General features: G+C 51.0%; 26 protein-coding genes and 1 pseudogene. 14 read left to right on the top strand and 13 right to left on the bottom strand.

Features of this window, described 5'->3' with window-relative positions; translation table 11 throughout:
* Positions 1–911: 911 nt before the first annotated feature.
* The 3 genes from LX98_RS01765 to ftcD all read right to left on the bottom strand — a co-directional run bounded on the left by LX98_RS01765 (position 912) and on the right by ftcD (position 3,365).
* Positions 912–1,751, bottom strand: coding sequence for an ion transporter (locus LX98_RS01765; protein ID WP_496427262.1), 840 nt, complete (start codon positions 1,749–1,751; stop codon positions 912–914).
* A gap of 134 nt (positions 1,752–1,885) precedes the next feature.
* Positions 1,886–2,314, bottom strand: a complete 429-nt coding sequence (locus LX98_RS01760; protein WP_496427261.1) for a CBS domain-containing protein — start codon at positions 2,312–2,314, stop codon at positions 1,886–1,888.
* 133 nt (positions 2,315–2,447) lie between these two features.
* On the bottom strand, positions 2,448–3,365 hold the full coding sequence (gene ftcD / locus LX98_RS01755; RefSeq protein WP_496427260.1) for a glutamate formimidoyltransferase: 918 nt from the start codon (positions 3,363–3,365) through the stop codon (positions 2,448–2,450).
* A 264-nt stretch (positions 3,366–3,629) separates the two neighbouring features.
* Here ftcD and LX98_RS01750 point away from each other — a divergent pair, with 264 nt between their 5' ends.
* Positions 3,630–4,160, top strand: coding sequence for a DsrE/DsrF/DrsH-like family protein (locus tag LX98_RS01750; RefSeq protein WP_312644384.1), 531 nt, complete (start codon positions 3,630–3,632; stop codon positions 4,158–4,160).
* A gap of 23 nt (positions 4,161–4,183) precedes the next feature.
* Positions 4,184–4,426, top strand: coding sequence for a sulfurtransferase TusA family protein (locus LX98_RS01745; protein WP_312644386.1), 243 nt, complete (start codon positions 4,184–4,186; stop codon positions 4,424–4,426).
* A 381-nt stretch (positions 4,427–4,807) separates the two neighbouring features.
* Here LX98_RS01745 and LX98_RS01740 read toward each other — a convergent pair whose 3' ends face one another.
* Positions 4,808–5,824 (bottom strand): alcohol dehydrogenase catalytic domain-containing protein, encoded by a 1,017-nt coding sequence (locus LX98_RS01740; protein WP_496427259.1) that lies wholly within the window; start codon positions 5,822–5,824, stop codon positions 4,808–4,810.
* Between the two features lie 320 nt (positions 5,825–6,144).
* On the opposite strand from LX98_RS01740, the gene LX98_RS01735 reads away from it, so the two are divergent.
* On the top strand, positions 6,145–6,504 hold the full coding sequence (locus tag LX98_RS01735) for a DsrE family protein (RefSeq protein WP_496427258.1): 360 nt from the start codon (positions 6,145–6,147) through the stop codon (positions 6,502–6,504).
* A gap of 44 nt (positions 6,505–6,548) precedes the next feature.
* Here LX98_RS01735 and fumC read toward each other — a convergent pair whose 3' ends face one another.
* The 3 genes and pseudogenes from fumC to LX98_RS01720 all read right to left on the bottom strand — a co-directional run.
* Positions 6,549–7,952, bottom strand: a complete 1,404-nt coding sequence (fumC, locus tag LX98_RS01730; protein ID WP_496427257.1) for a class II fumarate hydratase — start codon at positions 7,950–7,952, stop codon at positions 6,549–6,551.
* A 20-nt stretch (positions 7,953–7,972) separates the two neighbouring features.
* The gene (locus tag LX98_RS01725; protein ID WP_496427256.1) at positions 7,973–8,521 is read right to left on the bottom strand and encodes a YetF domain-containing protein; all 549 of its coding nucleotides are present in this window, start codon (positions 8,519–8,521) and stop codon (positions 7,973–7,975) included.
* A 234-nt stretch (positions 8,522–8,755) separates the two neighbouring features.
* Positions 8,756–9,336, bottom strand: a pseudogene (locus tag LX98_RS01720) (DUF5996 family protein); the annotation flags it as partial.
* Between the two features lie 440 nt (positions 9,337–9,776).
* Here LX98_RS01720 and LX98_RS01715 point away from each other — a divergent pair.
* The 4 genes from LX98_RS01715 to LX98_RS01700 all read left to right on the top strand — a co-directional run bounded on the left by LX98_RS01715 (position 9,777) and on the right by LX98_RS01700 (position 13,562).
* Entirely contained in the window at positions 9,777–10,919 is a 1,143-nt protein-coding gene (locus LX98_RS01715) for an amidohydrolase family protein (RefSeq protein WP_496427255.1), read from the top strand.
* A 468-nt stretch (positions 10,920–11,387) separates the two neighbouring features.
* Positions 11,388–11,861: an NfeD family protein gene (locus LX98_RS01710; protein WP_496427254.1), complete on the top strand. Its 474-nt coding sequence runs from the start codon at positions 11,388–11,390 to the stop codon at positions 11,859–11,861.
* Positions 11,851–12,789, top strand: a complete 939-nt coding sequence (locus tag LX98_RS01705) for an SPFH domain-containing protein (protein ID WP_496427253.1) — start codon at positions 11,851–11,853, stop codon at positions 12,787–12,789. Before LX98_RS01710 ends, LX98_RS01705 begins: the two co-directional genes overlap by 11 nt.
* Positions 12,790–13,019: 230 nt before the next feature.
* Positions 13,020–13,562 (top strand): hypothetical protein, encoded by a 543-nt coding sequence (locus LX98_RS01700; RefSeq protein WP_496427252.1) that lies wholly within the window; start codon positions 13,020–13,022, stop codon positions 13,560–13,562.
* A 39-nt stretch (positions 13,563–13,601) separates the two neighbouring features.
* On the opposite strand, the gene LX98_RS01695 is transcribed toward LX98_RS01700, so the two are convergent.
* The 4 genes from LX98_RS01695 to LX98_RS01680 all read right to left on the bottom strand — a co-directional run bounded on the left by LX98_RS01695 (position 13,602) and on the right by LX98_RS01680 (position 16,062).
* Positions 13,602–14,420: a DUF4026 domain-containing protein gene (locus LX98_RS01695; protein WP_496427251.1), complete on the bottom strand. Its 819-nt coding sequence runs from the start codon at positions 14,418–14,420 to the stop codon at positions 13,602–13,604.
* Positions 14,421–14,457: 37 nt separating this feature from the next.
* On the bottom strand, positions 14,458–14,853 hold the full coding sequence (locus LX98_RS01690; protein WP_496427250.1) for a hypothetical protein: 396 nt from the start codon (positions 14,851–14,853) through the stop codon (positions 14,458–14,460).
* Positions 14,854–14,868: 15 nt separating this feature from the next.
* Positions 14,869–15,630 carry a 6-phosphogluconolactonase gene (gene pgl, locus LX98_RS01685; RefSeq protein WP_496427249.1) on the bottom strand — a complete coding sequence of 254 codons (762 nt, stop codon included), beginning with the start codon at positions 15,628–15,630 and terminating at the stop codon, positions 14,869–14,871.
* A gap of 120 nt (positions 15,631–15,750) precedes the next feature.
* Positions 15,751–16,062, bottom strand: a complete 312-nt coding sequence (locus LX98_RS01680; protein ID WP_496427248.1) for a hypothetical protein — start codon at positions 16,060–16,062, stop codon at positions 15,751–15,753.
* Positions 16,063–16,404: 342 nt separating this feature from the next.
* Between LX98_RS01680 and fsa the strand changes: the two genes are divergently transcribed.
* Positions 16,405–17,052: a fructose-6-phosphate aldolase gene (gene fsa, locus LX98_RS01675; RefSeq protein ID WP_496427247.1), complete on the top strand. Its 648-nt coding sequence runs from the start codon at positions 16,405–16,407 to the stop codon at positions 17,050–17,052.
* Positions 17,053–17,091: 39 nt separating this feature from the next.
* Here the strand turns inward: fsa and LX98_RS01670 are convergent, their stop codons facing one another.
* On the bottom strand, positions 17,092–17,766 hold the full coding sequence (locus LX98_RS01670) for a uracil-DNA glycosylase family protein (RefSeq protein WP_496427246.1): 675 nt from the start codon (positions 17,764–17,766) through the stop codon (positions 17,092–17,094).
* Positions 17,767–18,096: 330 nt separating this feature from the next.
* Between LX98_RS01670 and LX98_RS01665 the strand changes: the two genes are divergently transcribed.
* From LX98_RS01665 to LX98_RS01640, 6 genes are all read left to right on the top strand, one after another.
* Positions 18,097–20,493, top strand: coding sequence for an ATP-binding protein (locus LX98_RS01665; RefSeq protein WP_496427245.1), 2,397 nt, complete (start codon positions 18,097–18,099; stop codon positions 20,491–20,493).
* 209 nt (positions 20,494–20,702) lie between these two features.
* Positions 20,703–22,070: a DUF4147 domain-containing protein gene (locus LX98_RS01660; RefSeq protein ID WP_496427244.1), complete on the top strand. Its 1,368-nt coding sequence runs from the start codon at positions 20,703–20,705 to the stop codon at positions 22,068–22,070.
* A 58-nt stretch (positions 22,071–22,128) separates the two neighbouring features.
* On the top strand, positions 22,129–22,524 hold the full coding sequence (locus LX98_RS01655) for a pyrophosphohydrolase domain-containing protein (RefSeq protein WP_496427243.1): 396 nt from the start codon (positions 22,129–22,131) through the stop codon (positions 22,522–22,524).
* 191 nt (positions 22,525–22,715) lie between these two features.
* Positions 22,716–23,312: a LemA family protein gene (locus LX98_RS01650; protein WP_496427242.1), complete on the top strand. Its 597-nt coding sequence runs from the start codon at positions 22,716–22,718 to the stop codon at positions 23,310–23,312.
* 30 nt (positions 23,313–23,342) lie between these two features.
* The gene (locus LX98_RS01645) at positions 23,343–24,248 is read left to right on the top strand and encodes a TPM domain-containing protein (protein ID WP_496427241.1); all 906 of its coding nucleotides are present in this window, start codon (positions 23,343–23,345) and stop codon (positions 24,246–24,248) included.
* 6 nt (positions 24,249–24,254) lie between these two features.
* Positions 24,255–24,899 (top strand): TPM domain-containing protein, encoded by a 645-nt coding sequence (locus LX98_RS01640; RefSeq protein WP_496427240.1) that lies wholly within the window; start codon positions 24,255–24,257, stop codon positions 24,897–24,899.
* On the opposite strand, the gene panC is transcribed toward LX98_RS01640, so the two are convergent.
* Complete coding sequence (gene panC / locus LX98_RS01635) at positions 24,896–25,756, bottom strand: pantoate--beta-alanine ligase (protein ID WP_496427239.1); 861 nt, start codon at positions 25,754–25,756, stop codon at positions 24,896–24,898. The two genes, LX98_RS01640 and panC, sit on opposite strands and share 4 nt — an antisense overlap.
* Positions 25,757–25,758: the final 2 nt, after the last annotated feature.

Below are 25,758 nucleotides of genomic sequence, written 5' to 3'. Positions count from 1 at the left end.
GCGTATTTATTTCCATGCTCCTATCAAAACAGGACGGCCATGTTGCCAATCAGGCATGCCCAGAAACGATGCAGCGAAAACGAGATGATCCGGCTCTAGATCTCCGTGAACACTTTACTGACCGTTAAAAGAGATTTGAATCAATACCAACGCGAGAGGGGAGCAGCATCGAAACTGGTGTACAGCTTCCGCCCTCCACAAGGGAACGATGCCGGGAGTAGTCGGCTGAAGATGAGATTGAGCAATGTCATAGGGGATCTCACAGTATTTCGAACCAATGGTATTCAGGAGCAACTGAAGGGGTAAGACATACGACCCTTATATGAAGGGGACCGGGTCAAAATCGGATCGGGAAGTCAGGCGTTACTGGAATTTTCCAATGGCATCCAGATGGCACTCAAGGTGCATTCTGATTCTCCTATTCTCTCTCGCTGGGGAGACGGAAATGATTTATCAGGATCTTACGTTTGTCGACCTGAGAGGTTTGGGTCGAAACCATTGGGAATCGAAAACCCCGTAGCCACTGCAGCCGTGAAGGAAAAGGAATTTGACATCAAGGTCCTGCCGGACGGTCAAATGACTCTCACTGTGGTGAAGGGGATCGTGGTATTCGGCACTGCGTTCGGAAGCTGCCCGATCAACACTTCTACACTTAGCTATGGGAATCGCGGAAAAAATGCATGAAGCAGGCTCCCGTCGATGCAGCCCTAAATGTCGGAGGAACTTAAGGTGTTCGACAGGAACCATTACCGTTACGTGATTGCCATAAATTGTGCCCGTTCCGGCAGACCGGAACGGGCCCGATTTTTTCGTGTTGGGATCTGGTCTAGTAGAATATCCCCGGGCTTTCTTTCCCTCTCATTCCTTTCCACGATTCCTCTTGGAACGTAACCAATCCGGTTCTGGGTATTTTAACCTTTCAACACTTTCGATAGGGGTAGGACATTTTCTCCAGACGTTTTTTCCAAGCGCTCCTCTAGGCGCTTGAGGGCTATTTGTGTGTCTCTCAAATCTTTGAGTATCTCTTTTTGTGTGACCGGCCCCTGAAGCTCAGCCAGGCGTTCGGCTTTGGCCTCATCGAGGTTATTGATCACCACGGCAATAAACAGATTGATCACGACAAACGTTCCTAAAACCACAAAACTCACAAAATAAATCCAGGACAGGTAATGAAAATCCATGGCGGTATACATCACATCAGTCCAATCTTCCAGGGTCACGACGCGAAATAGGGTCAACAGCGAGACCCCCAATGATCGCCAATGCGTCGGATCGTGCTCATGAAACAACTGATAGCCCATGATGGCATAGACATAAAAAATCACGCCCATGAGAGTCATCACGTGAATCATGCTGGGAATAGATCTGACGAGGGTTGAAACGATAAGGCGGAGCTCAGGAATGGTCGAGATGAGACGAACCACCCGCAACAAGCGAGCTAACCGGGCAATCATGGCAAATTCACCGGTTGCCGGGATCAAAGAAAACACGATGACGGAAAAATCAAAGATGTTCCAGCCATCTCGAAAATACCGATCAATTTGAGGTGCCACGGCCACCATTTTGATGAGGGCTTCCAGAATAAAAATGCCAAGGATGACGTGATTTCCCCAATGCATCAGGGCACCATAATGTTTCACCAGTGCCGGTGAGGTTTCCAGGCCGAGAATGACCCCGTTAATGAGAATAAAGGCAATGATCCCGTACTCAAACCATGGGTGGCGGACAATCTGATTCGCTTGATTTTTCATCGTCGTCAACTCACAAGCTCATGGCGTATTCTCACCCTGGAATCAGGAAGAGAACGAGCGCCGATTCATTAATGTTGGAAAATGGGAGGGATGAACCCGGTGAAGGAAAGCCGTAGCACAACTCTCGGGGAGCTTCAACTCCCCGATGTTTGCAAATAGCCCCGCAGTAAATCTCTTCGCGCGACGATTCCGATCAATTTTCCCTTCGAATCCACAACAGGCACCCGAATCAGATGATTATTTTGCAGGACATCCATCAGAGTCAGCACATTGGTATCTTGCGTGACCGATACCGGATTGGCAGTCATGATATCACCTGCCGTCACCTCTTCCAGGTTTTTTCCTTTGCGCAAGGCCTTCAGTAAATCAAACTCGGAAACGATGCCCACCAGTTTCGAGGTTTCGTCAATGATGGGAACGGAACCAAATCCTTCCATCATATAAGAGGCCAGTAACTTGGCTTCCGAATCCTTCATGCCCGATTGCACTTCTTTCTCCATGACACTGCCCACCGTTAACTTCCCAAATTTACTGGCCCGCAAAGCTGCGACATCATCGCTCATATGGTTTTTTCCTTTTTTGAGTAAAAGTCCATGCCCATTTTGTTGCTCTTTCGAATAAATGCAGTGGCCCGGCTCACCATTCACTAGGACGTGGTATTCACCTTCACATTCCCGGGTTATTGTACCTGATGAGTTACAATGGGAAAAGATGGTATTTTCCACACGCTGCTTCCAACACGCCTTCAGGATTCCAGTTCTTCAACTTAAGATCGCCAGCCAAATCCGCATCCCATGCCTCCTGCGGAACCAAACCCACAATTTCACTTTCCTGAATATCCACACCCAACCGATGTGACTCCTCCTCCACAGCCTGAAACGCCGCTCGCAGGGAGGTTTGCCGGAAATCCATTAAATTCATGGACACCTGCACAAGCCCTTTTGATAACAAGGTCACACCCATGGCCTTGAGCGCAGGCAAACCTCCACCTGAAGACCGGATCGTGCCGGCAATTCGACGAGCCACATGAATGTCCTGACTTTTGAGGACCACGTTAAAGGCAATCAGGAAGAAACGGGCTCCGATTGCGACCGCTCCTGCCGTAGGATGCAATACATTTGGGCCAAAATCAGGCTTCCAATCGGCCTCTTGATCCATCCGTTCCTGTAACCCGGTAAGCCCTCCCCGCCGGATAATATCCAGCCGGGCCCGCAAAGGCACTAAAGCCGCCTGTTCATAGAGAAAGACGGGAATGCCCAGTTCTTGCCCGACTCGCCTGCCCAAATCTTTGGCATGGTCCGCACACTCCTCCATCGTCACGCCTCGTAAGGGAATCCACGGCACCACATCAACGGCCCCAATGCGTGGATGCTGCCCCTGATGTCTGCGGAGATCGATGCTATGCTGTGCTTCTTGAATAAACTGAAAAAGCACCCTGGCCATTGCCTCAGGCTCCCCTGCAAGGGTAAAAACCGACCGATGATGATCGGGATCCATATGAAGATCCAGTAAGGCCACATTGGGTACCGACTGAATACGCTCAGTCAATAAGGCGAGTACGCCCTTGTCCAGGCCTTCACTCACATTCGGCACACATTCTATCAACCGATCCATGGCCCCTTCCTTACAGATGCCTACAGGGCTAAGAAGCCTGCGGTTCATGCCTCATGCAGGCACAATCCAGAACAGGCTTTTGTTGACACCGAAAAAATTACCATATTATAGTCGAGTGAGGAGTAAGCCTCATCCTTTGAAAATGTCTTCAAGCAAAATCAACCCTTTCCAAGGCCAAGAGCTGCTATACTCCGTAACAATCCGCTTATATCGAAGACTCTTTAAAAGGCGACCCATCATTTTTCTGAGAAAGAAGGTGACATCATGAACGCCACCCACGTAGAACCAGCAACTGCCTTGGCCGAGCTCAAAGAAACCAAACCCGATAAAGTGACACTTGTCGTCCTGAGCGGAGATATGGACCGCGTCATGGCGGCCCTGATTATCGCCACGGGCGCTGCAGCCATGGGCATGCAGGTGACGATGTTTTTTACCTTTTGGGGGTTGAATGCCATCCGGAAGGAAAATGTGAGTAGTTCCCCTAAGGATTGGCTCCGTCGAGCCTTTGGATGGCTGAACAAAGGGGGAGCCAGTCGCCTGCCCCTCTCACGATTTCATTTTGGAGGTCTCGGAACCACCATGATGAAAAAGGTGATGAAAGATAACCGCATGCCCGGTATACCCGAACTCATGGAAACCGCCAAAGATTTGGATGTGAAGATGATTGCCTGCACCACGACCCTGGGACTCATGGGCATTTCAAAGGATACGCTCATTGATGGCATCGACCAACTCGCCGGAGTCAGCACCTATTTGGCGGAAGCCCGGCACGGGTCCGTAAACTTATTTATCTAACGACCACCACAAAAGGATGAACCATGATACCAGCCGACGTTAAACTCGATACATTGGGGTATTTTTGCCCGATGCCCATTATTCTGACCTCAAAAAAAATCAAAGAACTCGCCTCAGGGCAAGTCCTTGAAGTGATCTCGGATGACGAAGGGATTAAAAAAGATATGCCGGCCTGGTGCGAGACAACCGGACACGCCATGGTTGGGATGGAAGAAGAAGGTGCTGCGGACAAAAAAGTGTACAAAGCCTATGTTAAAAAGGCCTGAGATTCTGCCCTTGTAGAATAACTCTTTGGCGTGTCTCAAACTTAATCAACTACCGAGTAATTAGACGTTGGAGGGAAAATCCATTCAGCGAAATTTTCACAACGAATACCCTATTCAAATCTTCATTTTTCAATGGAATGGCCCCCGCCTTTCCCTGCCCCCTCATCCCCTGAGGCGAGAAAATATACATGATCCCACGGTGACAGAGATCAGTTGGGTAACGCCGCGTTCAGAATATGAAAAGTCGAGCCATCGCTGTAGGAACCTGTCTCCTTTAACCGCTGTTTAACTTGGCTCTTTTCATGCGCACAGCTTCTTTCAATATGGGCATTCCCGTTTTTGACGAAGACAAAGCATTGGAGTGACCAGTGAGTGGACTCTTCAACTAACCTTTAAAACTACCCTGAACCTTGCTTCACCACTCATCATACGCTCATAGGCTTCGGCTGCGCGTTCAAGAGGATACTCCTCTATCATTGGCTTTATACCTGTCATCACACTAAAGGCCAACGTATGCTGCGAATCCGACGACGTCCCGGACGGCCAGCCTTGAACTGCATGTCGTCCCATAATAAACTGAACGATGGGTACTTCCACCGGTTCTTCAGAGGCGCCAACCATAATCAATTTTCCGTCCACGGCCAGTCCACCGATAGTCGCACTCATGGCCTTTCCACTCGTGACGGTTGCGAGGATTATCTTCGCTCCTCCTAAACCCTTAAGCGTTTCCGATACATTTTGGGCTTTGCTGTCAATATAGTGCCGTGCGCCCAATTTCTTGGCCAAAGCCTCTTTGTCTTTTCCTCTGGAAATAGCGACCGTCTCGAATCCCATCTTGCTGGCATACTGTACCCCTAAGTGTCCAAGGCCGCCGATGCCCAGAATAGCAACCACCTCACCAGCGCGGGCGCCGCTCTTACGAAGAGCATTGAAAGTCGTAATGCCGGCACAAAGCAGAGGGGCCGCCTCCACGTCGGAAAGATCCTCTGGTATGCGAGCCAAGGCTTCGACAGGAGCGATCATGTATTCGGCATAGCCTCCATCATAGCTAATCCCCGGAACCAACCCACGTTGGCAAAGGACAAAATCGCCTCGGCGGCATGGCTCACAACAGCCACAATGTCCTCCGTGCCACCCCACGCCAACTCGTTGGCCCTGTGTCCATCCCTCCACCCCAAACCCCATCTCCTCAATAATACCGGCAATTTCATGTCCGGGAATGCGTGGATACTCAAGACCGGGCCATAGGCCTTCCTTCGTGAACACATCGCTGTGACAGATGCCGCAGGCCTGAACCTTCACGAGGACCTGTCCTGAACCAGGATTAGGTACCTCACGCTCCACAAGTTGGAAAGAGCCCTTTGCCTGCCGGACTTCTACAGCTTTCATCTTTTGCATGTGAATACTCCTTTTTAATTGACTATAAAAATTTCGGCTTGGCGAGGATCGGACACAAGTCTCAGGCGGGTACCGAAAAATATCACGCCATCTATCGTGACAGATTAGTAAATTCAGGGAAAGGGGATATAGGCAAAACCGGAGAGCTAACTTTATTCACACGCGCCGGCCAAAACCCAGGGTTCTACAGAGGTTGGTCTTACATTCATTACTGATATCATCAATGAAGGTGCTCCCGTCTTAATTCCAGCTTTCCTGTGATATGAGATGGGGGTGTCGGAGAAGCATGAAAGAAAAGAGGGTAATAAAAGGAGTAAACTATGGCACGCTTTGTCATTGCCGGAAGTAAGGGGACGGATGATCCAACAATGGCCACCCTTCCGTTTATCGCTTCACAGGCGGCTCACGAACAAGGGCATGAGGTCGTTTTGTGGCTTCAGGCCGAGGCCGTCGTCTTAGCAAAAAAAGGTGTTGTAGATGGTGTACAGGGAGTCGGATTACCGGCATTGAAGGTGTTAGCCAATACCATTCTGTCTCAAGGTATTCCTCTGTGGGTCTGTTCAGCCTGTTCGATCGCCCGACAAATTCACGAATCTGATCTCGAGGTGGGTGCCGTAATGAAAGGCATGCAGGATTATGTCAAAGCTGTGGCCGAAAGAGATCGCAATCTTTCGTTTTAAAATCCTTCCCGGAAGGATCCAGAATGCTGTAGGTGACGTTGGAGTTACTCTGGACGAACCATCTGTTCCGGACGAATTAAGGTATTGAATTCTTCTTCAGTCACAAATCCGCTGGCGATAGCTTCTTCTCGCAGGGTGCGTCCATTTTTCAAGGCCCCTTGAGCAATTTTGGCAGCCTTATCGTAACCAATGCGGGGAACCAATGCCGTGACCAGCATCAGGGATTGTTCCATCAGCTCAGAAATACGACCGATATTGGGTTCAATGCCCACAATACATTTATCGGTCAGGCTCATGACCGCATCGCCGAGGAGGCGGATGGATTGAAGCACGTTGTACGCAATGACGGGTTTGAACACATTGAGTTCAAGATGCCCTTGTGCGCCGGAAATCGTGATAGTCGTGTGATTCCCGATAACCTGAGCAGAGACCATGGTCATGGCTTCGCATTGAGTGGGATTCACCTTTCCCGGCATGATGGAAGAACCCGGCTCATTTTCCGGCAGGGAGAGTTCTCCAAGACCGGACCGCGGACCGGAACTTAACAGGCGAATATCATTGGCAAATTTATTCAGACTGACGGCGATAACATTGAGCACACCGGAGATTTCCACCATGGCATCATGAGTGGCCAACGCTTCAAACTTATTGGAAGCCGAAAGAAAGGGCAGCTGGGTATACCTTGCGACTTCTGCAGCAAACTTCTCACCAAACCCGGACTGTGCGTTCAATCCCGTACCGACAGCCGTACCGCCTTGCGCAAGGGGATACAGTCGTTTAAGACCATCCTGAATCCGATCAATCCCCAATTGCACCTGGGCCGCATATCCTGAGAATTCCTGACCCAACGTGAGAGGAGTGGCATCCTGCAAATGGGTTCGTCCGATTTTGATTATGCCTTCCCAGGCTTGCGACTTATTCAACAAAACTCGGTGCAGATGTTTCAAGGATGGAATCAGGGCATGGTGCAGTTGCTCAACTGTCGCGATATGCATCGCCGTCGGAAAGACATCATTGGAAGACTGGCTGCGATTGCAGTGATCATTCGGATGAACCGGCGTTTTTGATCCCAGTCTACCGCCCAGACGTTCGATGGCCAGATTGGCAATCACCTCATTCGCGTTCATGTTGGACTGCGTGCCGGAACCGGTTTGCCAGACGACTAGGGGAAAATGATCGTCTAACTTGCCGTCGATCACATCCTGTGCCGCATCAGCAATAGCCTTGCCGGTTGCTTCATCGATGGCGTTCAGAATGATATTTGATAGGGCCGCGCAACGCTTGACGATACCCAACGCCCGGATCAGAGGGCGAGGCAACCGCTCCTGGCCTATTTGGAAATTTTCCAAGGAACGTTGGGTCTGTGCACCCCAATATTTGTCGGCGGGCACAGAAATTGAGCCGAAGGAGTCGGTTTCGATACGAACGTCTGCTGTCCTTTTCGTCATGGCTCCCCTAACGGCATAGTTTACCTGTTGGTGGTTGTGGGTGGAATGCCCGACGGTCGACTGACCCCTGTGAGGCTCGACTCTCCGGAACCTCCACCACTTGGGACTACGCTGAAGGAGCCGTCAGTCTCCAACACCACCGCCTCGACCTCATCTAACGTCGCCACTCCTGCAATTCGAACCGCGGCTCGCACCTCATCTTCGGTCACCCGTGTCCACCGCAAAGCAACAGGTAAAAATGTACCCTGATACAACAACATCGTCGGTTCCCCTGTGGCCAGCTTTCGCACCCATCGGACGCGAAGACTGGACCATGTCACAACGAACTGCATTCCTATCAGCAGAGTTAAGGCCAGGACTCCCTGAGCCAAGGTCACGTCTTTGTTGAGCAAAATGGTTGCTAGGGTCGACCCAAGCGCGACGGTCACAACCAAATCAAAGGCATTCATTTTGGAGAGGGTCCGTTTGCCGAACATCCTTAAAAGCGTGATAAGGCTGACATATGCCAGGACACTGATCAACGCCGTTCGGAACAGCGCCTGCCAATTATCAAAGAAGATATGTTCCACTTGCACCTCCCTGTTACCTGTTACCCCAGCAGATTGGGAGTGTACATACTCTCCTCCATCCAGGGAACTACTAACTATTTCCTATCGACGAAAGACACGCAGGAAATCAACATGCTTTTCCAAGATGAAGACGGGAACCGCAACCGGGCCGGCAAAGATCCGAGCATTATTTTGGCCGGACTCTCATGTCCCTGCAATTTTGTGATCGATCCGTCGTTCCAGAGCATTGCAATCCTATTTTGCTAAATCGGCTGCGGCTTCATACGTCGTTTGCAGGAATTCAAGAAGGGTATCATTGGGCGATGGTGCCTCCCGGACAATATCGTAAGAAAGAACAAATTCATGCAGGTCGTTACTGAAGAAGGCCCCTTTCGGGTGGACGGCTGCCGCTGAGAAGTCCGGCGGAGCCGGATAGGCATATGAATTAAAAGCCGGGTACGGAATCGGACCTCCACCGGGCCAGAACCCGCAACTACTCACTTCCTCGGAGTAGGCTTCCCGCGTAACCCAGTCCGGCAGATTTGGAATTCCCCCGGGATGTTTCGGCGCCGGACGACCCGAAAAGCGAGTGACTTCCAGATCAGGCGCAACCCAGAAAAAATGCACGGGGCTGCATTTACCGATGAATCGTGCACGGAACTTTGCAAAGACTCGATCGGCCTGTAACAGGACTCGCCAAAACCGGTTGGCGTAGGCGGCATCGTAGGCTCGGTGCGTTTCATCCTCATCAAGGGAATTGGATCAGAGATTTCATTCGGCACACGGTGGATAGGTACCTTCACATCCAGATTTCCTAACTCAGCCATGAGAGAGGCGCATCTGCATGAATGGGCAGATTCTTGGTTAATCCTGACAATTAGTCAAGGTATAAAATTTGTAAACTAAGCCTTCAGAAATATTTAAAAAAGTAGCAAATAATATTTCGCCGAACCATTTTTTACGGTAGGGTTGGAACGGAATGTACATTTACCATTCTGCCTTCCCGAAAGATTTACAAGGAAGCCAACATGGAATGGGCATTCTTTGTTTGTCACAATTACGTGTGTAATTTCCTAAAACCTTTCGTTACATATCGAATATCGTCTATCAGTGAGATAGAACCCGTCACCACGCACCAGATGCACTCAACATGGTTCCACACAAGCATATGAGAACAACATCGACACATTTTCTCCGGGCAATGCTGTTTGTTGTAAGTGCCTTCTGTGTTTCTTGCGATCTTTTGGGGGGAGCCTTCGATCATGAACCCAAGTATTTGGAAAAAAAGATTAGCGCCGGGGCCCGTTCGCTGGTCGAACAGGCGTTCGAGGGCATGCAAGCTGACGCGCTTCGCGACTATCACGTTCATATGTTGGGCATGAATGAAAACATCAATGGAACCTTTGTCAATGAGGAATGGCAATCCCCCTGGAGCGGAGTAACCCATTTTTTCCAGTTTGAAATTTACAAGAGTGCGGCGGTGGTTACCGACGAACAACAGGCCGATGCCCAGTACCTTGCGCGTTTAAAAAACCTTATTCAGTTCATGCCTGAACGGGGAAAGTTCGGTATCATGGCGTTTGATTTCTTTCATGACGAGCAGGGCCAACCTAATCGAGAATTATCAACGTTTTATGTGCCCAATGAATATGTGATGACCATTGCAAAGAGGAACCCCGATATCTTTTTTCCTATCATCTCCATTCATCCTTATCGGGAGGAGGCCACAACCGCGCTTCGTCACTATGCACAACAAGGCGTTCGGTTTGTGAAATGGCTACCCAACGCCATGGGTATTCACCCGGCGTCAGAGACCATGCAGGACAAACTCGTACCGTACTACCGCATCATGAAAGAGTACGACATGGCCCTGATTTCCCACACGGGTGTGGAGGTTGCCACGGAAGCAGAAGAATTTCAGCGTTTTGGAAATCCCTTGTTATTAAAAAGACCCTTGGATATGGGCGTGAAAGTCGTGATGGCGCATGTCGCCAGTTTGGGGGAATGCGAAAAAAAGGAGGAGACCCTTTGTCCTCCCGGCACGCCCTACATCGATCTGGCCATTCAGATGCTTGAAGACCCCAAGTATACAGGCTTAGTGTTTGCTGATATTTCGGCCCTGACCCAATACAATCGGCATCACAACCTCGATAAGATCTTATCCAAGCCCTCCATTCACTCCAGACTCATCAATGGAAGCGATTATCCCTTGCCTGCAATCAATATCGTGATTCGGACCCGCTCACTCGTGTCCTCAGGTCACATCAACTCTGAAGAACGGGACGCCCTCAATGAAATCTATGACTACAATCCTTTGTTGTTTGACTTCGTCCTGAAACGCACCCTCCGCCACTCTAAAACCGGCAAAAAGTTTCCACCCTCTGTTTTTGTCGAACACCCTGACCTGCCCATCGGGTAGAAACAGGACCGACGAACGGGCTAAATCAACGCAACCCTGTGTAGCCGGAAATGAGACTTGTTGGTGGTCTTCACCTGACAACTTCCGTTCTCCCAAACGGGGAAAGAGCCGTGCCGGGGAATTCACGGATCCCCAGGCATTGTGTCCGATTTGTTTCAACCTTTCGAATCCAATCGGGACATTTCTCAGGCCAAAAGACAGAATTTGCAGAGCAAAGCTGAGTGTTCATGGATACACCGGCAATCTCCCATTTGAAATGCAGCTTTGCCTCTATGAAAGGAAGACCTTTCCGGAAATTTGTGCTAATCTTCCCTAAAGACGGTACCGCAGTGTTCCCATCTCAACAAAAAACCATGTGGTCCTTAGTTTTCGCCATACGACGGCCGATATAATAGAAAAACGGCAATAGCTCGGATCCCCCTGTCCCCTTCTGCCGGTATCCTTGCAACAGAGAGGAGTCTTTTCGCGATGCTTTGGTGGCATTGGTCGATAATGGGTTTAATCTTAATAGGGCTGGAAATCCTCACCCTTGGAGGCCTGGGCAATTTTTATTTTCTGTTTTTCGGGGTAGCGGCACTGATGGTGAGCGCCCTCACCTGGTTAAGCTTGACCGAAGCCGCCTGGCTGCAATGGTTGAGTTTCGTGCTCTTCGGCATCCTCTCTCTCTTTGCCATGAAGAAACCTCTTCAAGGAACAGGCTTCATAAGGGAAAAGGATGAGGTTCCCGTGGACTCCATGGTCGGAGAGTTGGCCACCGTTCTGGAAAATTTGGAAGCTCAACGAATAGGGAAAGTGGAACTCCACGGATCGAGCTGGACTGCCCGCAATGCCGGAACATCTACCCTAGGCAAAGGATCCCAGGCCAAAGTTATTCGAGTTGAAGGGTTGACGCTCTGGATTCAGGCGGATCCGATGACACAGGAGGAATCTCATGTCGGGTGAATTGCTGGTCACATTGGTTTTAGCTTTGCTCGCATTTATCATTCTAGCAAAAACCGCTGTCGTGGTTCCTCAACAGAGCGCCTATGTCGTTGAACGATTAGGACGCTATTCGACAACATTGAACGCCGGGCTTCACATCCTCATCCCGTTTTTAGATGTGATCCGATACAAACATACCCTAAAAGAAATGGCCGTGGACGTCCCCGAACAAATTTGTATTACCAGGGATAATGTGCAGGTCGGAGTGGACGGGGTCTTGTATATCAAAGTCTTAGATGCCGAACGGGCTTCCTATGGCATTACCGATTACCGGTTCGCCATTTCTCAGCTCGCCCAAACCACGCTTCGTAGTGAGATCGGAAAAATTGACCTGGATAAGACCTTCGAAGAACGGACCACGATCAACATCTCGGTCGTAAACGAATTAGACAAAGCATCCTCGCCCTGGGGTGCCAAAGTCCTTCGATACGAAATTCGAAATATCAACCCGCCCAAAGACGTGCTCAGCGCGATGGAAAAACAAATGCGGGCCGAACGGGAAAAGCGGGCGGTGGTATTGGCGTCCGAAGGTCAACGGGATGCGGCCATTAACGAAGCCGAGGGAGATAAGCAGCAGGTCATTAAAGCATCTGAAGCGAAACGACAGCAGCAAATCAACGAAGCCGAAGGAGAAGCCTCAGCCATTCTCGCGATTGCGACAGCCACATCCGAAGGTATTCGAAAGGTTGCCGACGCGATTCAACTTCCGGGGGGATTTGAGGCGGTTCAGCTTCGTGTAGCAGAACAATATATCAGAGAATTTGGGGAATTGGCGAAAGCCAGTAACACCCTCGTACTCCCAGCCTCGGTGTCCGATGTGGGTTCAATGATTGCGCTGGCCATGAATGTCATCAATCAAAAACCAGCCCCTACACCAAAGCTTTCATAACTTATTACAGACAACAGTGGTCTGAATTCCCTCATGGGGCAATCCGTTATCGATAAGGCCGATTTGCTTTGCTGACCGGTTCATGAAATTTCATTCCGTCCCATGACTCAAGCCGCCGAATTTCTGTGCCCCCTCTTAGTTGACTGCACAGCATGCTTACGCCATGATTCTCCTCTTGTATGCTGAACATGCCCGTTTTTTCAATCCCAAACGCTGCAAGGAGACAAGGCATGAAGAGGTTTTTTTCCCTGAGTCTCGTATCGCTGTTCGTATTCCCGGCACTCGCCCATGCAGGCCCTTATGCTCCCCTGGCCGATTTTTCCGCCGTGAGCAAGAACCCGCAATGCCGCCTCACCTCCATGCAGGAATCATTTCTCAATAGCTGGACGCCTCCGGCACAGTTTTTCTTGGTCCCTCCATATCCGAATGCCGTCCTGGCCAGCGCCATGCCCAGCGGGAATGCCCAAATTCATGGACACGCTTACCAGACCATTCCTTCAGCCGTGCTCCTCACCCCCGATCCGCCTGGACAAATTCTGGAATTTTACAAGAGAAGTTTAGGCGCAACCTGGTTTCAAGCAGAAGATATCGACACGATCTATCTTTATCGCCTGCCACGCCCTGTGGAATCGGGCGAGGCACTCACCCGGCAACTGATGAGCAAGCCGGGCTCCATTCCGAATATTGCCATCGATACACAAATTAGCCCCTGTGATCAAGCGATTGGACGAGGCGCACGGACTCGCATTACCGTCGTTTCTCCACCACGGTAAGCACGTTCGGTTGCGCCATCCTGTGTGTTTGGGTTCCCGCTACTCCAAAATAAATTCCCGGAATGCAAGAGGAGTCCCATACACGGGATCGGTCCGATGACGTACCACCATCACCTGGGGACCACTTCCATCAAGAAAGATTCGTTCCCCTACCTTTGAATTCTTTCCCTGCTCGATCAAATAGTCGGCAACCCTGAGGACGGTGTCTTTCACCTCTCGACTCGATAGGCCCATGGGTTGAAAGATCTCGATTTCATCCAGGCCAAATTTCGTGAGGCCCCTGGTATGGAACCACATGCGCGCCCGCTGAACGTCTTCACGATGTTCCACCTGAATGTGATCGGTAATTCGAAAGACCTCCAAATCCCGATCACGCCAATCCGAAGGATTGAGATACGTGCCGGTCGCCACGTCATAGGTCGTTCCGTCGGTGAGCAGGGTTACTCCCCTCGCCATTCTCGCCACATGCAGCAGGACATCCCGACGATCGGTCACGGAATAGGTTGGAGGAAACAGGATTGCTAATTGGGTCTGTTCCCACTGTAAGCGACCCTGCCACTGTTCCACGATTGCCGTTGAGGGCTCAATATTGACTTCGGCAGTCCAATTGGTGTGCGCCGCCTCAAAATGATGGTGTCCGTTCGAGGTGAGGAATCGTATGCGCAGTGGCCCGCCATACGCTTCATCGAACCAGGCAGCGATATAGCCTGGGGGAGGTGCATTTCCATGAGTCCACCCAACAAGAAAAGCCGGCACGACTTGAGAAGCCGACTTCTTTTTTTTGATTTTTTTCATGAGTTCGACAACAGATGAGTCTGACAGGAATAACAGGGCATGGGGAATATCGCAAGTGGGCACTGGAGGGAAACTTCAGGCCCCGGCACACTTGCAAGGACTATCGCTTCGCTTCCTCAGGGGGCCAATCCAATTCCTCCTGCCGCCCACAGAAAAAACACGTAATGCGATAGCGAGCCCGACGACGGGGATTCGGCAGCGAATGAAAATCCACCGGTGCCTGATCATACGGGCAAACCGGTTCCAAATGCAGAAGATGCTCCTCGGTAATTTCCATCAGGGACCCCTCGTCCCACGGCGGATCGACTTGTTCATCACCCGTTATCGTGTCGTGCCAATCACATTGCTCACAGTGCAATCTAAACGATTTCACCCGATCCGTGGACCGGGAGCACTCTTCCACAGCCACGGAACCGGAACAATCCGGTGTAGGACATGTCATGGGTTTTTTATGGAGGGCGTGAATAAATGCCTCGGGCGCTTTAACCATTTTCATGGGACCTCTCCTTCTTCACACAGATGACGTCATCGATTCTCTCTTCAAGAGACCAGCCGCATCCTGATTGACCAACCATACCAGGTGACCTGTCGGAGGATTCACAACTTGGGCGGGATAGCGGGCAGGATCTGCCGGCCCTTCCAACACCACCTGTAACGCCGTCGCTTTATCCACTCCACTAACCAAAAAAACCACGTGCTTCGCCGCATTAAGGACCGGTGGGGTCAACGTCACCCGGTGTGTCTGTAATTTCTCGACCCACGGAGCCGACACCAGTTTTTCGGACTCTGCCACAGCGGAAGTTCCAGGAAACAACGACGCCGTATGCCCATCCGGCCCCATGCCCAATAGGATCAAATCGAACTGTGGTCTCTCACCTGATGATAGATTGAATTGTTCCTGCAGGACGGTTTCATAGCGTGCCGCAGCTTCATCGGCGGGTACTTCTCCTTCAATGCGAAATACCTGACTGGAGGGGATGGGCACATGAGATAATAAGGCCTCTTTGGCCATGCGGAAATTACTATCTTGGTGATCCGGAGGGACTGTTCGCTCATCTCCCCAAAAAACGCGAAGATGGTCCCAAGAAATCTGAGTTCGATAGGGGTCACCCACCAAGAGCCGGTACAAACCTCGAGGTGTGGACCCACCCGCCAAAGCCACACGACAGTCGCGCCCGTTTTTCCGACAGTCCAGCACCACCTGCACCACTTCCTTGGCGGCAGCTATAAACAACTCGTCGATTGTTGGTGTTACGATAATTGTCCGAGACAATCCAGACTCCTACGTCCAAAGGGCGAGCAAACAGTCTAAAGAAAGAAAACCCGTTTAAAATGAATTAGCAGAACGACGTTCTTCTTATGCATAGCAAGTGGAACGGAGGCATGAAATTCCTTAGCAATTCGAATAATCATAATCTTCCAGCTTGCCTTCTTTGTCGAAATCTAAATTGATGTGACATTGATTCGGGGAAAAATTAAAGTAGGGAAATCGGGACTCACCCCCGGAAATACGTGAATACATCCAGGTTTCTCCTCCAAAGAATCGAGCGGATTTCCCGCTCGGCTTTCCCCAGTTTTCTTCGAACCAGGCCTTGTCTTTTCCCTCAAATTTGGCGGGATCAAGTGAGGCATCCAAATACGGATTCCCTCCACAACCGGCACAGAACAATCCCATCAGTCCTATCAGCAAAAATTTGTAGACCACACCTGTCTCCTTCCCCAACAATGGCTGAAACGCGGACACGCTCTCTATGCCTGTGAAAATTCTAGCCTTCGATCCTCTACCAGTCAAACAACGTGATCCATCAACGTAAAAGGAGGCCTCCGCCTACTTCATCCCCGAATGGTAGGACCGCATGAGGGACCTGTCCTTCGAAAGGGCCGGCACGCCCTCCTAGGGGGACGACACGTCAGGCAGGCTTATCATATAATTTTTTTTCTTCCAGACAATGGATAAGAAAATTTGTACAAGACAAGGGCGTGGATTACAATGGCATACGAGACCACTCAGGGAACACCAGCTTAAAACCTAAAAAGGGGATTCGATATGAAGCTCTATCTCGATACCGGAAGTGTCAAAGAGATCCGTGAAGCGGCCAGTTATGGCCTGGTAGACGGCATCACCACCAACCCTTCGCTTGTCTCAAAAGAAGGGCGTGATTTCAAAGATCTCCTCCTGGAAATTTGCGGAATTGTGGATGGTCCCATCAGCGCCGAAGTGGTCAGTGTTGAAGCGGCGGCCATGGTAAAGGAAGGAAAAGAATTAGCGAAGATTCACAAAAATATCGTGGTGAAATGTCCACTTATTCCGGAAGGGCTCAAGGCCACGAAGCAATTGTCCAGCGAAGGAATCCGGGTCAACGTCACATTATGTTTCTCTCCAACTCAAGCCTTATTGGCCGCTAAAGCAGGGGCATGGTGCGTCTCGCCATTCATAGGCCGATTGGACGACATTAGTTCCAATGGGATGGAACTCATTCGACAAATCCTGACGATCTACGAAAACTATAATTTCACCACACAGGTTCTCGTCGCCAGCGTTCGCCACCCCCAACATGTCGTCGAGGCGGCTCTCACCGGCGGACATATTTGCACGATGCCCTTTGGCGTATTTCAACAGCTCATCAAACATCCGTTGACAGATAATGGTTTAAAAAAATTTCTCTCCGATTGGGAAGCCAGGCCCTCCAACTAGACCTAATCGGACCATCATGAGCAGAGGAGCCCGCACCGGTCAGGATGGTGTGAGCAGCTTGCGGACGGTGCTAAATATCCCGTGAAACATCGGACGGGTGAGTGTACCCGTAAAGGTATTTTGCTGACTGGGATGGTAAGACCCGACCAAGGTCACACCCCAGGATAAGGCATATTGGGCCCCATGGCTGAATTTCGGTCGTGGAGAAGGCACCTGCCGACCCATGGTCTGGCAGGTCCGCAAGTATTCATCAAAGGCGATCTTCCCAAGCGCCACAACAACTTTGACCCGCCGCAATAATCGTAATTCTTCCTGCAAATAAGGACGGCAGGCGGCGAATTCCGCTTTTGTGGGTTTATTGGCCGGTGGGGCACAGCGTACCACCGCCGCAACATAACAATCGTTCAACGTGAGCCCATCCTCCCGGTGGGTTGAATCCGGCTGGTTGGCAAACCCGAAGGCATGCAGCGCTTCATACAACCAGTCTCCGCTTCGATCACCGGTAAACACCCGTCCCGTGCGGTTTCCTCCATGGGCCGCAGGGGCCAAACCCACCACGAAGACCTGAGCCCTGGGATCGCCGAACCCGGAAATAGGCCGTCCCCAATATTCCCAATCCCGAAATCGTTTGACCTTTTCCTTTGCAATGGCTTGACGATATGTCGTCAATCGTTGACAGGTCGAACAGTCCGTTATGGTCTTCTGAAGAAGCATGAACGATTTCATCCTAGGGTGATCGTATCATAGACGGACATGAATCAGCCCGAACCCGGATAATCCCGATTAAGGCTCTCTGCGCCGATTCGCACCTCCTCCCTAACCGCTTTTCCCTATGTTCCTTTCTTTATCCCCGAAACGTCAGTCGTCTTGACATAGTCGTTGATGAAAGGCAGGCTATAGGCTAGAAGGAGGGGTCATTCCGTCCCGAGTATCCCTGCTTCATCAGTTTGACGGTATGAAGGGTCCATGCCGGGGTGTTGTCTATGCCTGGACTCCTTAGTTTTTGGAATAGCGTTGATGCTCAATCGGCCGGATCCGACCCCCATGAGATCCTCAGGAACCCCTTCCTCTTCCCACTCCTTAATCGAACTTCGTCGTCAACAGGTTCATCAACTGTTTTCCTTAGTCCCGATGGCCATTCTGGCCTCCATTATTAATTGTGGGCTGGTCGCCTATATTCTCATGGATGACATTCCGACCAAGATCGTGTCGGGATGGATCATCGGTATTGTGGGGATTAACCTTCTCTGGTCAGGTTTAGTCTTAGCCTATCGCCGCGCATCAAAACCTCTGGTACATCCACGTACATGGTTGGCCTGGTTTGTTGCCGGCAATTGTGCCTCCGGACTGATCTGGGGCATGGCGGGTATTGCACTGTACCCCCCTTCTTCACCAAGCCACCAAATGTTTTTAGCCTTGATGCTGGGAGGAATGGCGGCGGGCTCGACTGCCGTCCATGCCGCCTATTTCCCTGCTTTTTTGGCCTACAGTTTTCCCACGACCTTGCCTCTCACCTATCAATTTTTCGCGCAGGGTGACCCTGCACATCAATCCGTGGGGATCATGGGATTCACGTTTCTCGCTGTGATTACGGTCACCGCCTACCGAAATTTTTTCATGGTAAAAAATACTCTCACATTGGAAACAGAGAATTTTCAATTAATCCACCAATTGAAGAAGGCCCACTCTCAGGCCGAAACGCTCAATCGATCATTAAGTCAGGAGATCCAAACCCGGATAGACATCGAAAAGGAACTCCTTCATCACAAAGACCATCTTGAATCGCTTGTGGGGATTCGGACTGCCGATTTACAAAAATCGGAAGCCCGGTATCGAATGGTGGTTGAAAAGATATCCGATGTCATTTGGGTCATGGACCTGGAGGGATCGAGGTTTTCCTACATCAGCCCCTCTCTGGAACGGTTGTTGGGGTATTCGGGGTATGATCTTGACGGGCTTTCGCCAGAGACCATTCTGACACCGGCTTCCATGGTCACTCTGAGGAAGGCCATTCAACACGAACGCGCTCATCACCAATCCCGCACCCAAGAGCCAAACCAGTCGTTCTTGTTAGTCTTGGAACATCAACATCACAATGGGTCCTCAGTCTGGGCGGAAGTGCGAGGAAGCCTCCTGCTCAATAAACACAATCTCCCCATAGGCATAACGGGAGTTACAAGAGATGTGACAGAACGCAAAAAAATTGAAGAGGAAAAACAGCGCCTGGAAACCCAATTGCTTCATTCCCAAAAATTGGAATCGGTGGGGAATCTCGCCGGGGGCATCGCCCATGATTTCAACAATTTTCTGACGACGATCCTGGGGAATATTACTCTGACCAAACAAATTCTGCCTTTTTCCAAGGAACGCCAGTCCTATTTAGAACGAGCTGAACGTGCGGCTCTCCATGCCAAACACCTGACGCACCAATTACTCACCTTCTCGAAGGGCGGCGATCCCATTAAACAATCTGTGGCCTTATCCGAGTTGATCAAGGAATCTTCCGAACTGGCTCTTTCCGGGTCATCGCTTATTTGCCAACATTGGGCTGATCCGAACTTATGGATTGTTGAAGCCGACCCGGGTCAAATCAATCAGGTGATGCAAAATCTCCTCATGAATGCCATCCAAGCGATGCCCCACGGAGGATCAATCACCATTCGCGCCGAAAACATCCAATTGTCCGATCCGGACGTCAGAAGTCCTCTGCCTCTTTCTGCCGGTCCGTATGTGAAAGTCACCATCACCGACGAGGGAATCGGAATCGCCGAAGATCATTTGCCAAAAATCTTTGAGCCATACTTTACGACAAAGTCGGCGGGACAGGGATTGGGCTTGGCTTCCACGTATGCCATTATAAAAAAACATGCCGGCCATGTGACCGTGGAATCCCAGGTCGGCGGAGGCACCACCTTCACACTCTACTTCCCTGCATCTCCCAAGGCCACCTCATCGCCCAAATCCCTGAACCTGGGGATTCGGCGGGGACAAGGAAAAATTTTAGTCATGGATGATGAAGAATCAATTCGAGTCATGGCACGAGAAATGTTATCGCATTGTGGATACGAAGTGATGATCGCAAAGGATGGAGAGGAAGCGGTGGCCCTCTATCAACAAGCCATGGAGACTCAGACGCCTTTTCTCTTAGTGATCTTAGACTTAACGGTGCCGGGAAAACTTGGCGGTATGGGAACCTTGGCACGGTTGCAAAAACTTGACCCACAGGTCAAGGCACTCGTCTCCAGCGGATATTCAAATGATCCAATCATGGCCAATTATGCCTCCCATGGATTCGACGGAGTGATTACCAAGCCCTATTCGCTGATCGAACTGAGCAACATGGTTCACCAAAGACTCTGGCGTCAGTCTCCCCTCGCAACCGGACAAACCCCTTCCGACCCACCAGGGCGGATGTCCTCTATCTCCTCTCCCCCTCATTAAATTGTGTTCCGGGCTATGCCTTCATACAGCCGGTGAACGCACCAACGACCTTTCACCATATTGGAAAAACTCCTTGTGTTGACTAAGGGTGGCAGAATTTCACCTTGCATTCCTCAAACTCGTTTCTATTGATAATATGCTACATTGCAGACAATGTTTTCAGAAAAGCCATCACGCTCTTCACAATAAATTCTTCATCAATCACCTCCATGTCAGTATCACACCTTAAAAAAACACGCGTCATCGTCCAACAGGCCAATCCGACCGCGAAACGAATATTAAAATCCCTTATTGATGCCGGCCTGGAGGCGTGCGATCCTGCTCTCGCCATCGCAAATACCCTCCATCTCACCAAGAACCGACTTCAGGTTCATCGTCTCCACTACAATCTGACCCGCTATGGTCGCATCGTTTGCGTCGGAGCGGGAAAAGCCTCCGCACGGATGGCGATAGCCCTGGAACAAATGCTCGGAGATCGGCTTGAAGGCGGAATGGTCATTGTCCCGGATGGATATGATGCCCCCTGCGACAGGATTCGCATGTTTGAAGCCGCACATCCGACGCCGGACAGACGAGGGGTAAAAGCCACGAAACAACTCCTGGCCCTGACTCAATCGCTTTCTCAAGAAGACTTGTTGATTGTTTTACTTTCAGGTGGAGCTTCAAGCCTGCTCTGCTCGCCATCAATCGGCCTTACCTTATCTGCCAAACGACGGACCACCCAGTTACTCCTGCGATCCGGAGCCACCATTCATGAGATAAATGTCGTCCGAAAACATATGTCCGCCATCAAAGGCGGACAATTAGCCCAATCCACCCCGGCGACTACCCTGACCTTAATCATGTCCGATGTTTTAGGAGATGACCTCTCCACCATTGGATCCGGCCCGACGGTCACAGATCCCTCCACGTTTCAGGATGCCATAGACATTCTTCAACAGTATTTGATTTGGCGCAAAGCGCCTGAATCCGTACAACGCCACTTACAACGAGCACGTTCCAAGCCAATTCCCGCACCATTGAAGGCAACCAGACAACAGGCCTTACGAAATCGGCATATCGTTCTTGCCAACAACCGTCAGGCCCTCGAAGGCGTGGCCAAAACTGCCAAGCTGTTAGGACTCAAGCCCTTCATTCTCCCCTACCCCTTGCAAGGGGAAGCAAAGGAGATCGGCAGCATTCTGGGAGGTTTAGCCAGGGACCTCGTCGAATTCGGCAACCCGGTTCATCCACCAGCCTGTCTCATCGCCGGAGGAGAACCGACGGTCATCGTGAACGGAAAAGGCCGGGGTGGGCGGGCACAGGAATGCGTCCTGGCCGCAGCCCGGGAATTGGCTGGACTCACGAATGTATTTGTGGCAGGGTTTGGCACGGACGGGACCGATGGACCAACCGATGCGGCCGGTGCGGTCGCCGATGGGAAGACGGTTCAGCGGGCCAAGAAGCAAGGGCTCTCCATTGAGCACGCGTTACATGAACATGACAGCTATACCTTCTTCCAACAGATCCACGGCCACATCATGACCGGCCCAACCGGCACGAACGTGAACGACATTTATCTGATCGTCGCCATGTAAAAGATTATTTTTCATTTCTGCGCTTTAATTAGGTAAGAGCCAGAGGAGGTCAAGAACATTGAACGACGCGCAACGCATGGTCCAAGAATTCCACAAGCAATTCGAGATCCACGTGTCTCCTACTCCCTCTATCCCGGATGAACCGACCCAAATCCTTCGGAAACGTCTCATCCAGGAAGAATTTGATGAACTTCAGGAAGCCATGCATGAAAAGGACTTACCGTCTATTGCGAAAGAACTTGCTGATTTATTGTATGTCGTCTATGGCACCGCCGTTTCCCTTGGCATTGACATGGAACCGGTCTTCCAGGAAGTCCACCGGTCGAACATGAGTAAAATTGGCGGACACAAACGGGAAGACGGCAAATGGGTCAAACCCCCAACCTACTCCCCGGCTCAACTTGATGATCTGTTAGCCGCACAAATGGGTGCCGGTGAATCCCTTGAACATTGAGGTCTTTCCCAACATGATATATTTCAATATGGCCGGATACGCCTGGACTTCTCACAGAAATCCAATCCAACCGAGGACCTTTCTGTTAACTGGATTGTTCATTTCCTTGTTTCCAGGAATTTGATGTCTATCTCTTCAGTGGCGAAATATTTTGCTGAACATCCAGCTTGCTGGTAAAGGAGAAATGGACGATGGAAAGAATTCTCAAAAGCCTTGTGCTTGGATTGCTCGTCTTGACCTTGTTCCTGAGCGGATGCGGCTATAATGACCTCCAGGGGTTGGACGAAGAAACCAATGCCGCCTGGAGCGAAGTCTTGAACCAATACCAACGTCGGGCCGATTTAATTCCTAATCTTGTGGCGACGGTTAAAGGGTATGCGGCTCACGAAAAAGACACGTTAGAGGGAGTGACCCAAGCACGCTCTCAAGTCGCCGGTCTGACACTGACACCGGAAGCCTTAAAAGACCCTGGTATATTTCAGAAATTCCAGGAGGCCCAACAGGGGCTATCATCCGCTCTTTCCCGCCTGATGGTTGTCGTGGAAAAATATCCTGACCTCAAAGCGAATGAAAATTTTCGTGATCTCCAGAGCCAACTGGAAGGCACGGAAAATCGCATCACGGTCGCCCGCAAGCGCTATATCGACAAGGTCGCGGAGTTCAATAAGGGCGTTCGATTTTTTCCGACCAATCTAACCGCCAAATACCTCCTGGGACTTGAGGTGAAACCAAGCTTTACCGTCGCTGATGAAAAGGCGGTGTCGACGCCTCCTGAGGTGAAGTTCTAACCTGACATCGGTACACCGGACGGCATGAACATGATGAGGCCGAGACCAGGGCAGAGCCTTTACCGGTTAGGCTTGGTGGGACTCCTGAGTATCTTCTTCCTGGCTGCGACCGGGTGGTGCCTGGATGTTCCGCCCCTTACCGGTCGGGTGGTAGACCAGGCTCATCTTCTCTCACCTTCTGCCATTTCCGATCTGAACGCGGCACTGGCTGCCCATGAATCCAAAACCTCGAACCAGGTGGCCGTTCTCACAATTGCGTCGCTGGAGGGTCACCCCCTGGAAGAGTTTTCTCATCAGGTGGCAACAGCCTGGGCACTTGGCCAAAAGGGTACAGACAACGGCGTCCTGTTCCTGATTGCCCTGCAAGAGAAAAAGGTTCGCATTGAGGTAGGGTATGGGTTGGAAGGCACATTGACCGATGCCAAAAGTTCTCGAATCATACGACATGAGGTGGTTCCACGTTTTCGGGTTGGGGATTTCTCCGGAGGCATCATTGCCGGCACTCACGCCATCCTCGGGACGATTGAAGGGACGTATACAAACCTGACATCCTCCGCTGACAATAAGGCTGAACACGTTGGACTTTGGGAAATCTTTGGTTTAGCCGTCATATTAGGGACGTTGATAGGTTTGTTCTTAGGTTCCCGGCGACGTGTAAATGGTAGCGTAATTGGCATGCTCCTTTCGTTTGTTGTCGCATTTCCCGCGGCGCTCTGGCTGGGTATCCTCGCGAGTGTGGTGACCTCTCTCCTTGTTGGTTTGTTCAATAGCGTCGGTGGTCCATCGACTCGAAACCCATTGGGGTATGGCTCAAATTTCGGGTGGCCTCGACAGTCCTGGCCAATGGGAGGATCGGGAGGGTTTGGGGGCGGAAGCGGTGGATTTGGTGGAGGCGGAGGCAGCTTTGGGGGCGGGGGTGCCTCGGGAAGCTGGTAATTCACGATGACTTTTTCAGACCAGGATCAGGCACGCATTCAACACAGCGTCACAGAAGCTGAACGCCATACTCGTGGAGAAATCGTGCCGATGATCGTCGAACGCTCAGCGCGATACCGGGAGACGCAATATCGGGCCGGAGCAGGCTGTGCCTTATTCACGCTGAGTGCCCTCATAACCATTGAATGGGAATGGATGTCCTGGGGGTGGCACGCCACCAATGCCGGTTGGCTTCTGCTGACAGTCATTGCGGCCTATGGACTCGGATTCTGGTTGGGAACATTCGACCCGGTGATTCGGGTCCTCACCTCACACGAACGAATGGCCTATAAAGCGAACCTCCGCGCCCATCAGGCATTTCTGGAACATGGTCTGCATCGCACAGAACTTGGAACAGGCGTGCTGATTCTTATATCGTTACTCGAACACCGGATTGAGATTCTGACAGACCGCGCTATCCTGGATCGGGTTCCCCCGGAGACTTGGAAGAATATGCTGGCCTTGATTCAGGATGGCTTTCACAAAGGGAACCCCGTGGAGTCGTTGTGTCAGGCCATTACCTTATGTGGTGAGGTTTTAGGCGAATATTTCCCGGCAGGTCCCACTGGCCCCAATCCCAATGAACTCCCGAACAAGCTGATTCAAAGCTAACTACTGGACCGTGGACAGCGGACGAGCAGATTATCAATCAACCGAATGTTCCCCAGTCTAACGGCTCCCAAGATGACAACTGTTCCACGCACCTGAGTCAATGGTTCCAGATTCCTGCAATTGCAAATTGCCAGATACTCCGGATGCACATCGGCGTCGCTGCGTAAAAGTTTTTCCATCCGGGATTGTATGGTCCGAACATTCCGGACTCCGGTCTTAATGGCATCGCCCCCTTCGCGTAACGCCTTCGATAAGAGCCCGGCTTGCAATCGTTGATTGGCTGAGAGGTACCGATTGCGGGAACTGACGGCTAGCCCATCGGATTCCCGCACCGTTGGACAGAGGACCATTCGCATATCCCAGTTGAGATCATGGATGAGCTGGTTCACTACCAGGGATTGTTGATAATCCTTTTGTCCGAAATAGGCGCGGTGAGGACGAACCAGACAGAATAATTTCGCCACTACGGTCGTCACGCCTTGAAAATGGGTGGGCCGGGTTTCACCCTCCCAGCGTCGCGTGAGGCGGTTCACCGTGACGGTTGTTTGAAAATTTTCCGGATAGAATTCTTCTGGAGGAGGAGCAAAGAGGAGATCAACACCCGCCTCCCGGCACAAACGCCGGTCGGCGGAAAAACTCCGGGGATAGCGGCCTAAATCTTCAGCCTCCCCAAACTGGAGCGGATTGACAAAGACACTGACCACAACGGTTCCACAGTGTTTTCGAGCGCGCTGTATTAACGAGAGATGGCCATCATGCAAGGCGCCCATCGTGGGGACAAACCCGATTGGGCCGTCCAACGCCTCCTGTTTTCTTCTCCAGCTATGCAGATTTCGAACAGAATGGATAACGCGCATGG

The organism is Nitrospira marina, from assembly GCF_059568365.1.
This window is presented reverse-complemented; position numbering and strand designations above follow the sequence as displayed.

What these genes read in the sequence shown, in the direction of transcription:
- LX98_RS01765 (WP_496427262.1), bottom strand. Translation starts at nt 1,751, where the DNA reads ATGAAAAATCAAGCGAATCAGATTGTCCGCCACCCATGGTTTGAGTAC.
- LX98_RS01760 (WP_496427261.1), bottom strand. Translation starts at nt 2,314, where the DNA reads ATGAGCGATGATGTCGCAGCTTTGCGGGCCAGTAAATTTGGGAAGTTA.
- ftcD (WP_496427260.1), bottom strand. Translation starts at nt 3,365, where the DNA reads ATGGATCGGTTGATAGAATGTGTGCCGAATGTGAGTGAAGGCCTGGAC.
- LX98_RS01750 (WP_312644384.1), top strand. Translation starts at nt 3,630, where the DNA reads ATGAACGCCACCCACGTAGAACCAGCAACTGCCTTGGCCGAGCTCAAA.
- LX98_RS01745 (WP_312644386.1), top strand. Translation starts at nt 4,184, where the DNA reads ATGATACCAGCCGACGTTAAACTCGATACATTGGGGTATTTTTGCCCG.
- LX98_RS01740 (WP_496427259.1), bottom strand. Translation starts at nt 5,824, where the DNA reads ATGCAAAAGATGAAAGCTGTAGAAGTCCGGCAGGCAAAGGGCTCTTTC.
- LX98_RS01735 (WP_496427258.1), top strand. Translation starts at nt 6,145, where the DNA reads ATGGCACGCTTTGTCATTGCCGGAAGTAAGGGGACGGATGATCCAACA.
- fumC (WP_496427257.1), bottom strand. Translation starts at nt 7,952, where the DNA reads ATGACGAAAAGGACAGCAGACGTTCGTATCGAAACCGACTCCTTCGGC.
- LX98_RS01710 (WP_496427254.1), top strand. Translation starts at nt 11,388, where the DNA reads ATGCTTTGGTGGCATTGGTCGATAATGGGTTTAATCTTAATAGGGCTG.
- LX98_RS01705 (WP_496427253.1), top strand. Translation starts at nt 11,851, where the DNA reads ATGTCGGGTGAATTGCTGGTCACATTGGTTTTAGCTTTGCTCGCATTT.
- LX98_RS01700 (WP_496427252.1), top strand. Translation starts at nt 13,020, where the DNA reads ATGAAGAGGTTTTTTTCCCTGAGTCTCGTATCGCTGTTCGTATTCCCG.
- LX98_RS01690 (WP_496427250.1), bottom strand. Translation starts at nt 14,853, where the DNA reads ATGAAAATGGTTAAAGCGCCCGAGGCATTTATTCACGCCCTCCATAAA.
- fsa (WP_496427247.1), top strand. Translation starts at nt 16,405, where the DNA reads ATGAAGCTCTATCTCGATACCGGAAGTGTCAAAGAGATCCGTGAAGCG.
- LX98_RS01670 (WP_496427246.1), bottom strand. Translation starts at nt 17,766, where the DNA reads ATGCTTCTTCAGAAGACCATAACGGACTGTTCGACCTGTCAACGATTG.
- LX98_RS01665 (WP_496427245.1), top strand. Translation starts at nt 18,097, where the DNA reads ATGAGATCCTCAGGAACCCCTTCCTCTTCCCACTCCTTAATCGAACTT.
- LX98_RS01660 (WP_496427244.1), top strand. Translation starts at nt 20,703, where the DNA reads ATGTCAGTATCACACCTTAAAAAAACACGCGTCATCGTCCAACAGGCC.
- LX98_RS01650 (WP_496427242.1), top strand. Translation starts at nt 22,716, where the DNA reads ATGGAAAGAATTCTCAAAAGCCTTGTGCTTGGATTGCTCGTCTTGACC.
- LX98_RS01645 (WP_496427241.1), top strand. Translation starts at nt 23,343, where the DNA reads ATGATGAGGCCGAGACCAGGGCAGAGCCTTTACCGGTTAGGCTTGGTG.
- LX98_RS01640 (WP_496427240.1), top strand. Translation starts at nt 24,255, where the DNA reads ATGACTTTTTCAGACCAGGATCAGGCACGCATTCAACACAGCGTCACA.
- panC (WP_496427239.1), bottom strand. Translation starts at nt 25,756, where the DNA reads ATGCGCGTTATCCATTCTGTTCGAAATCTGCATAGCTGGAGAAGAAAA.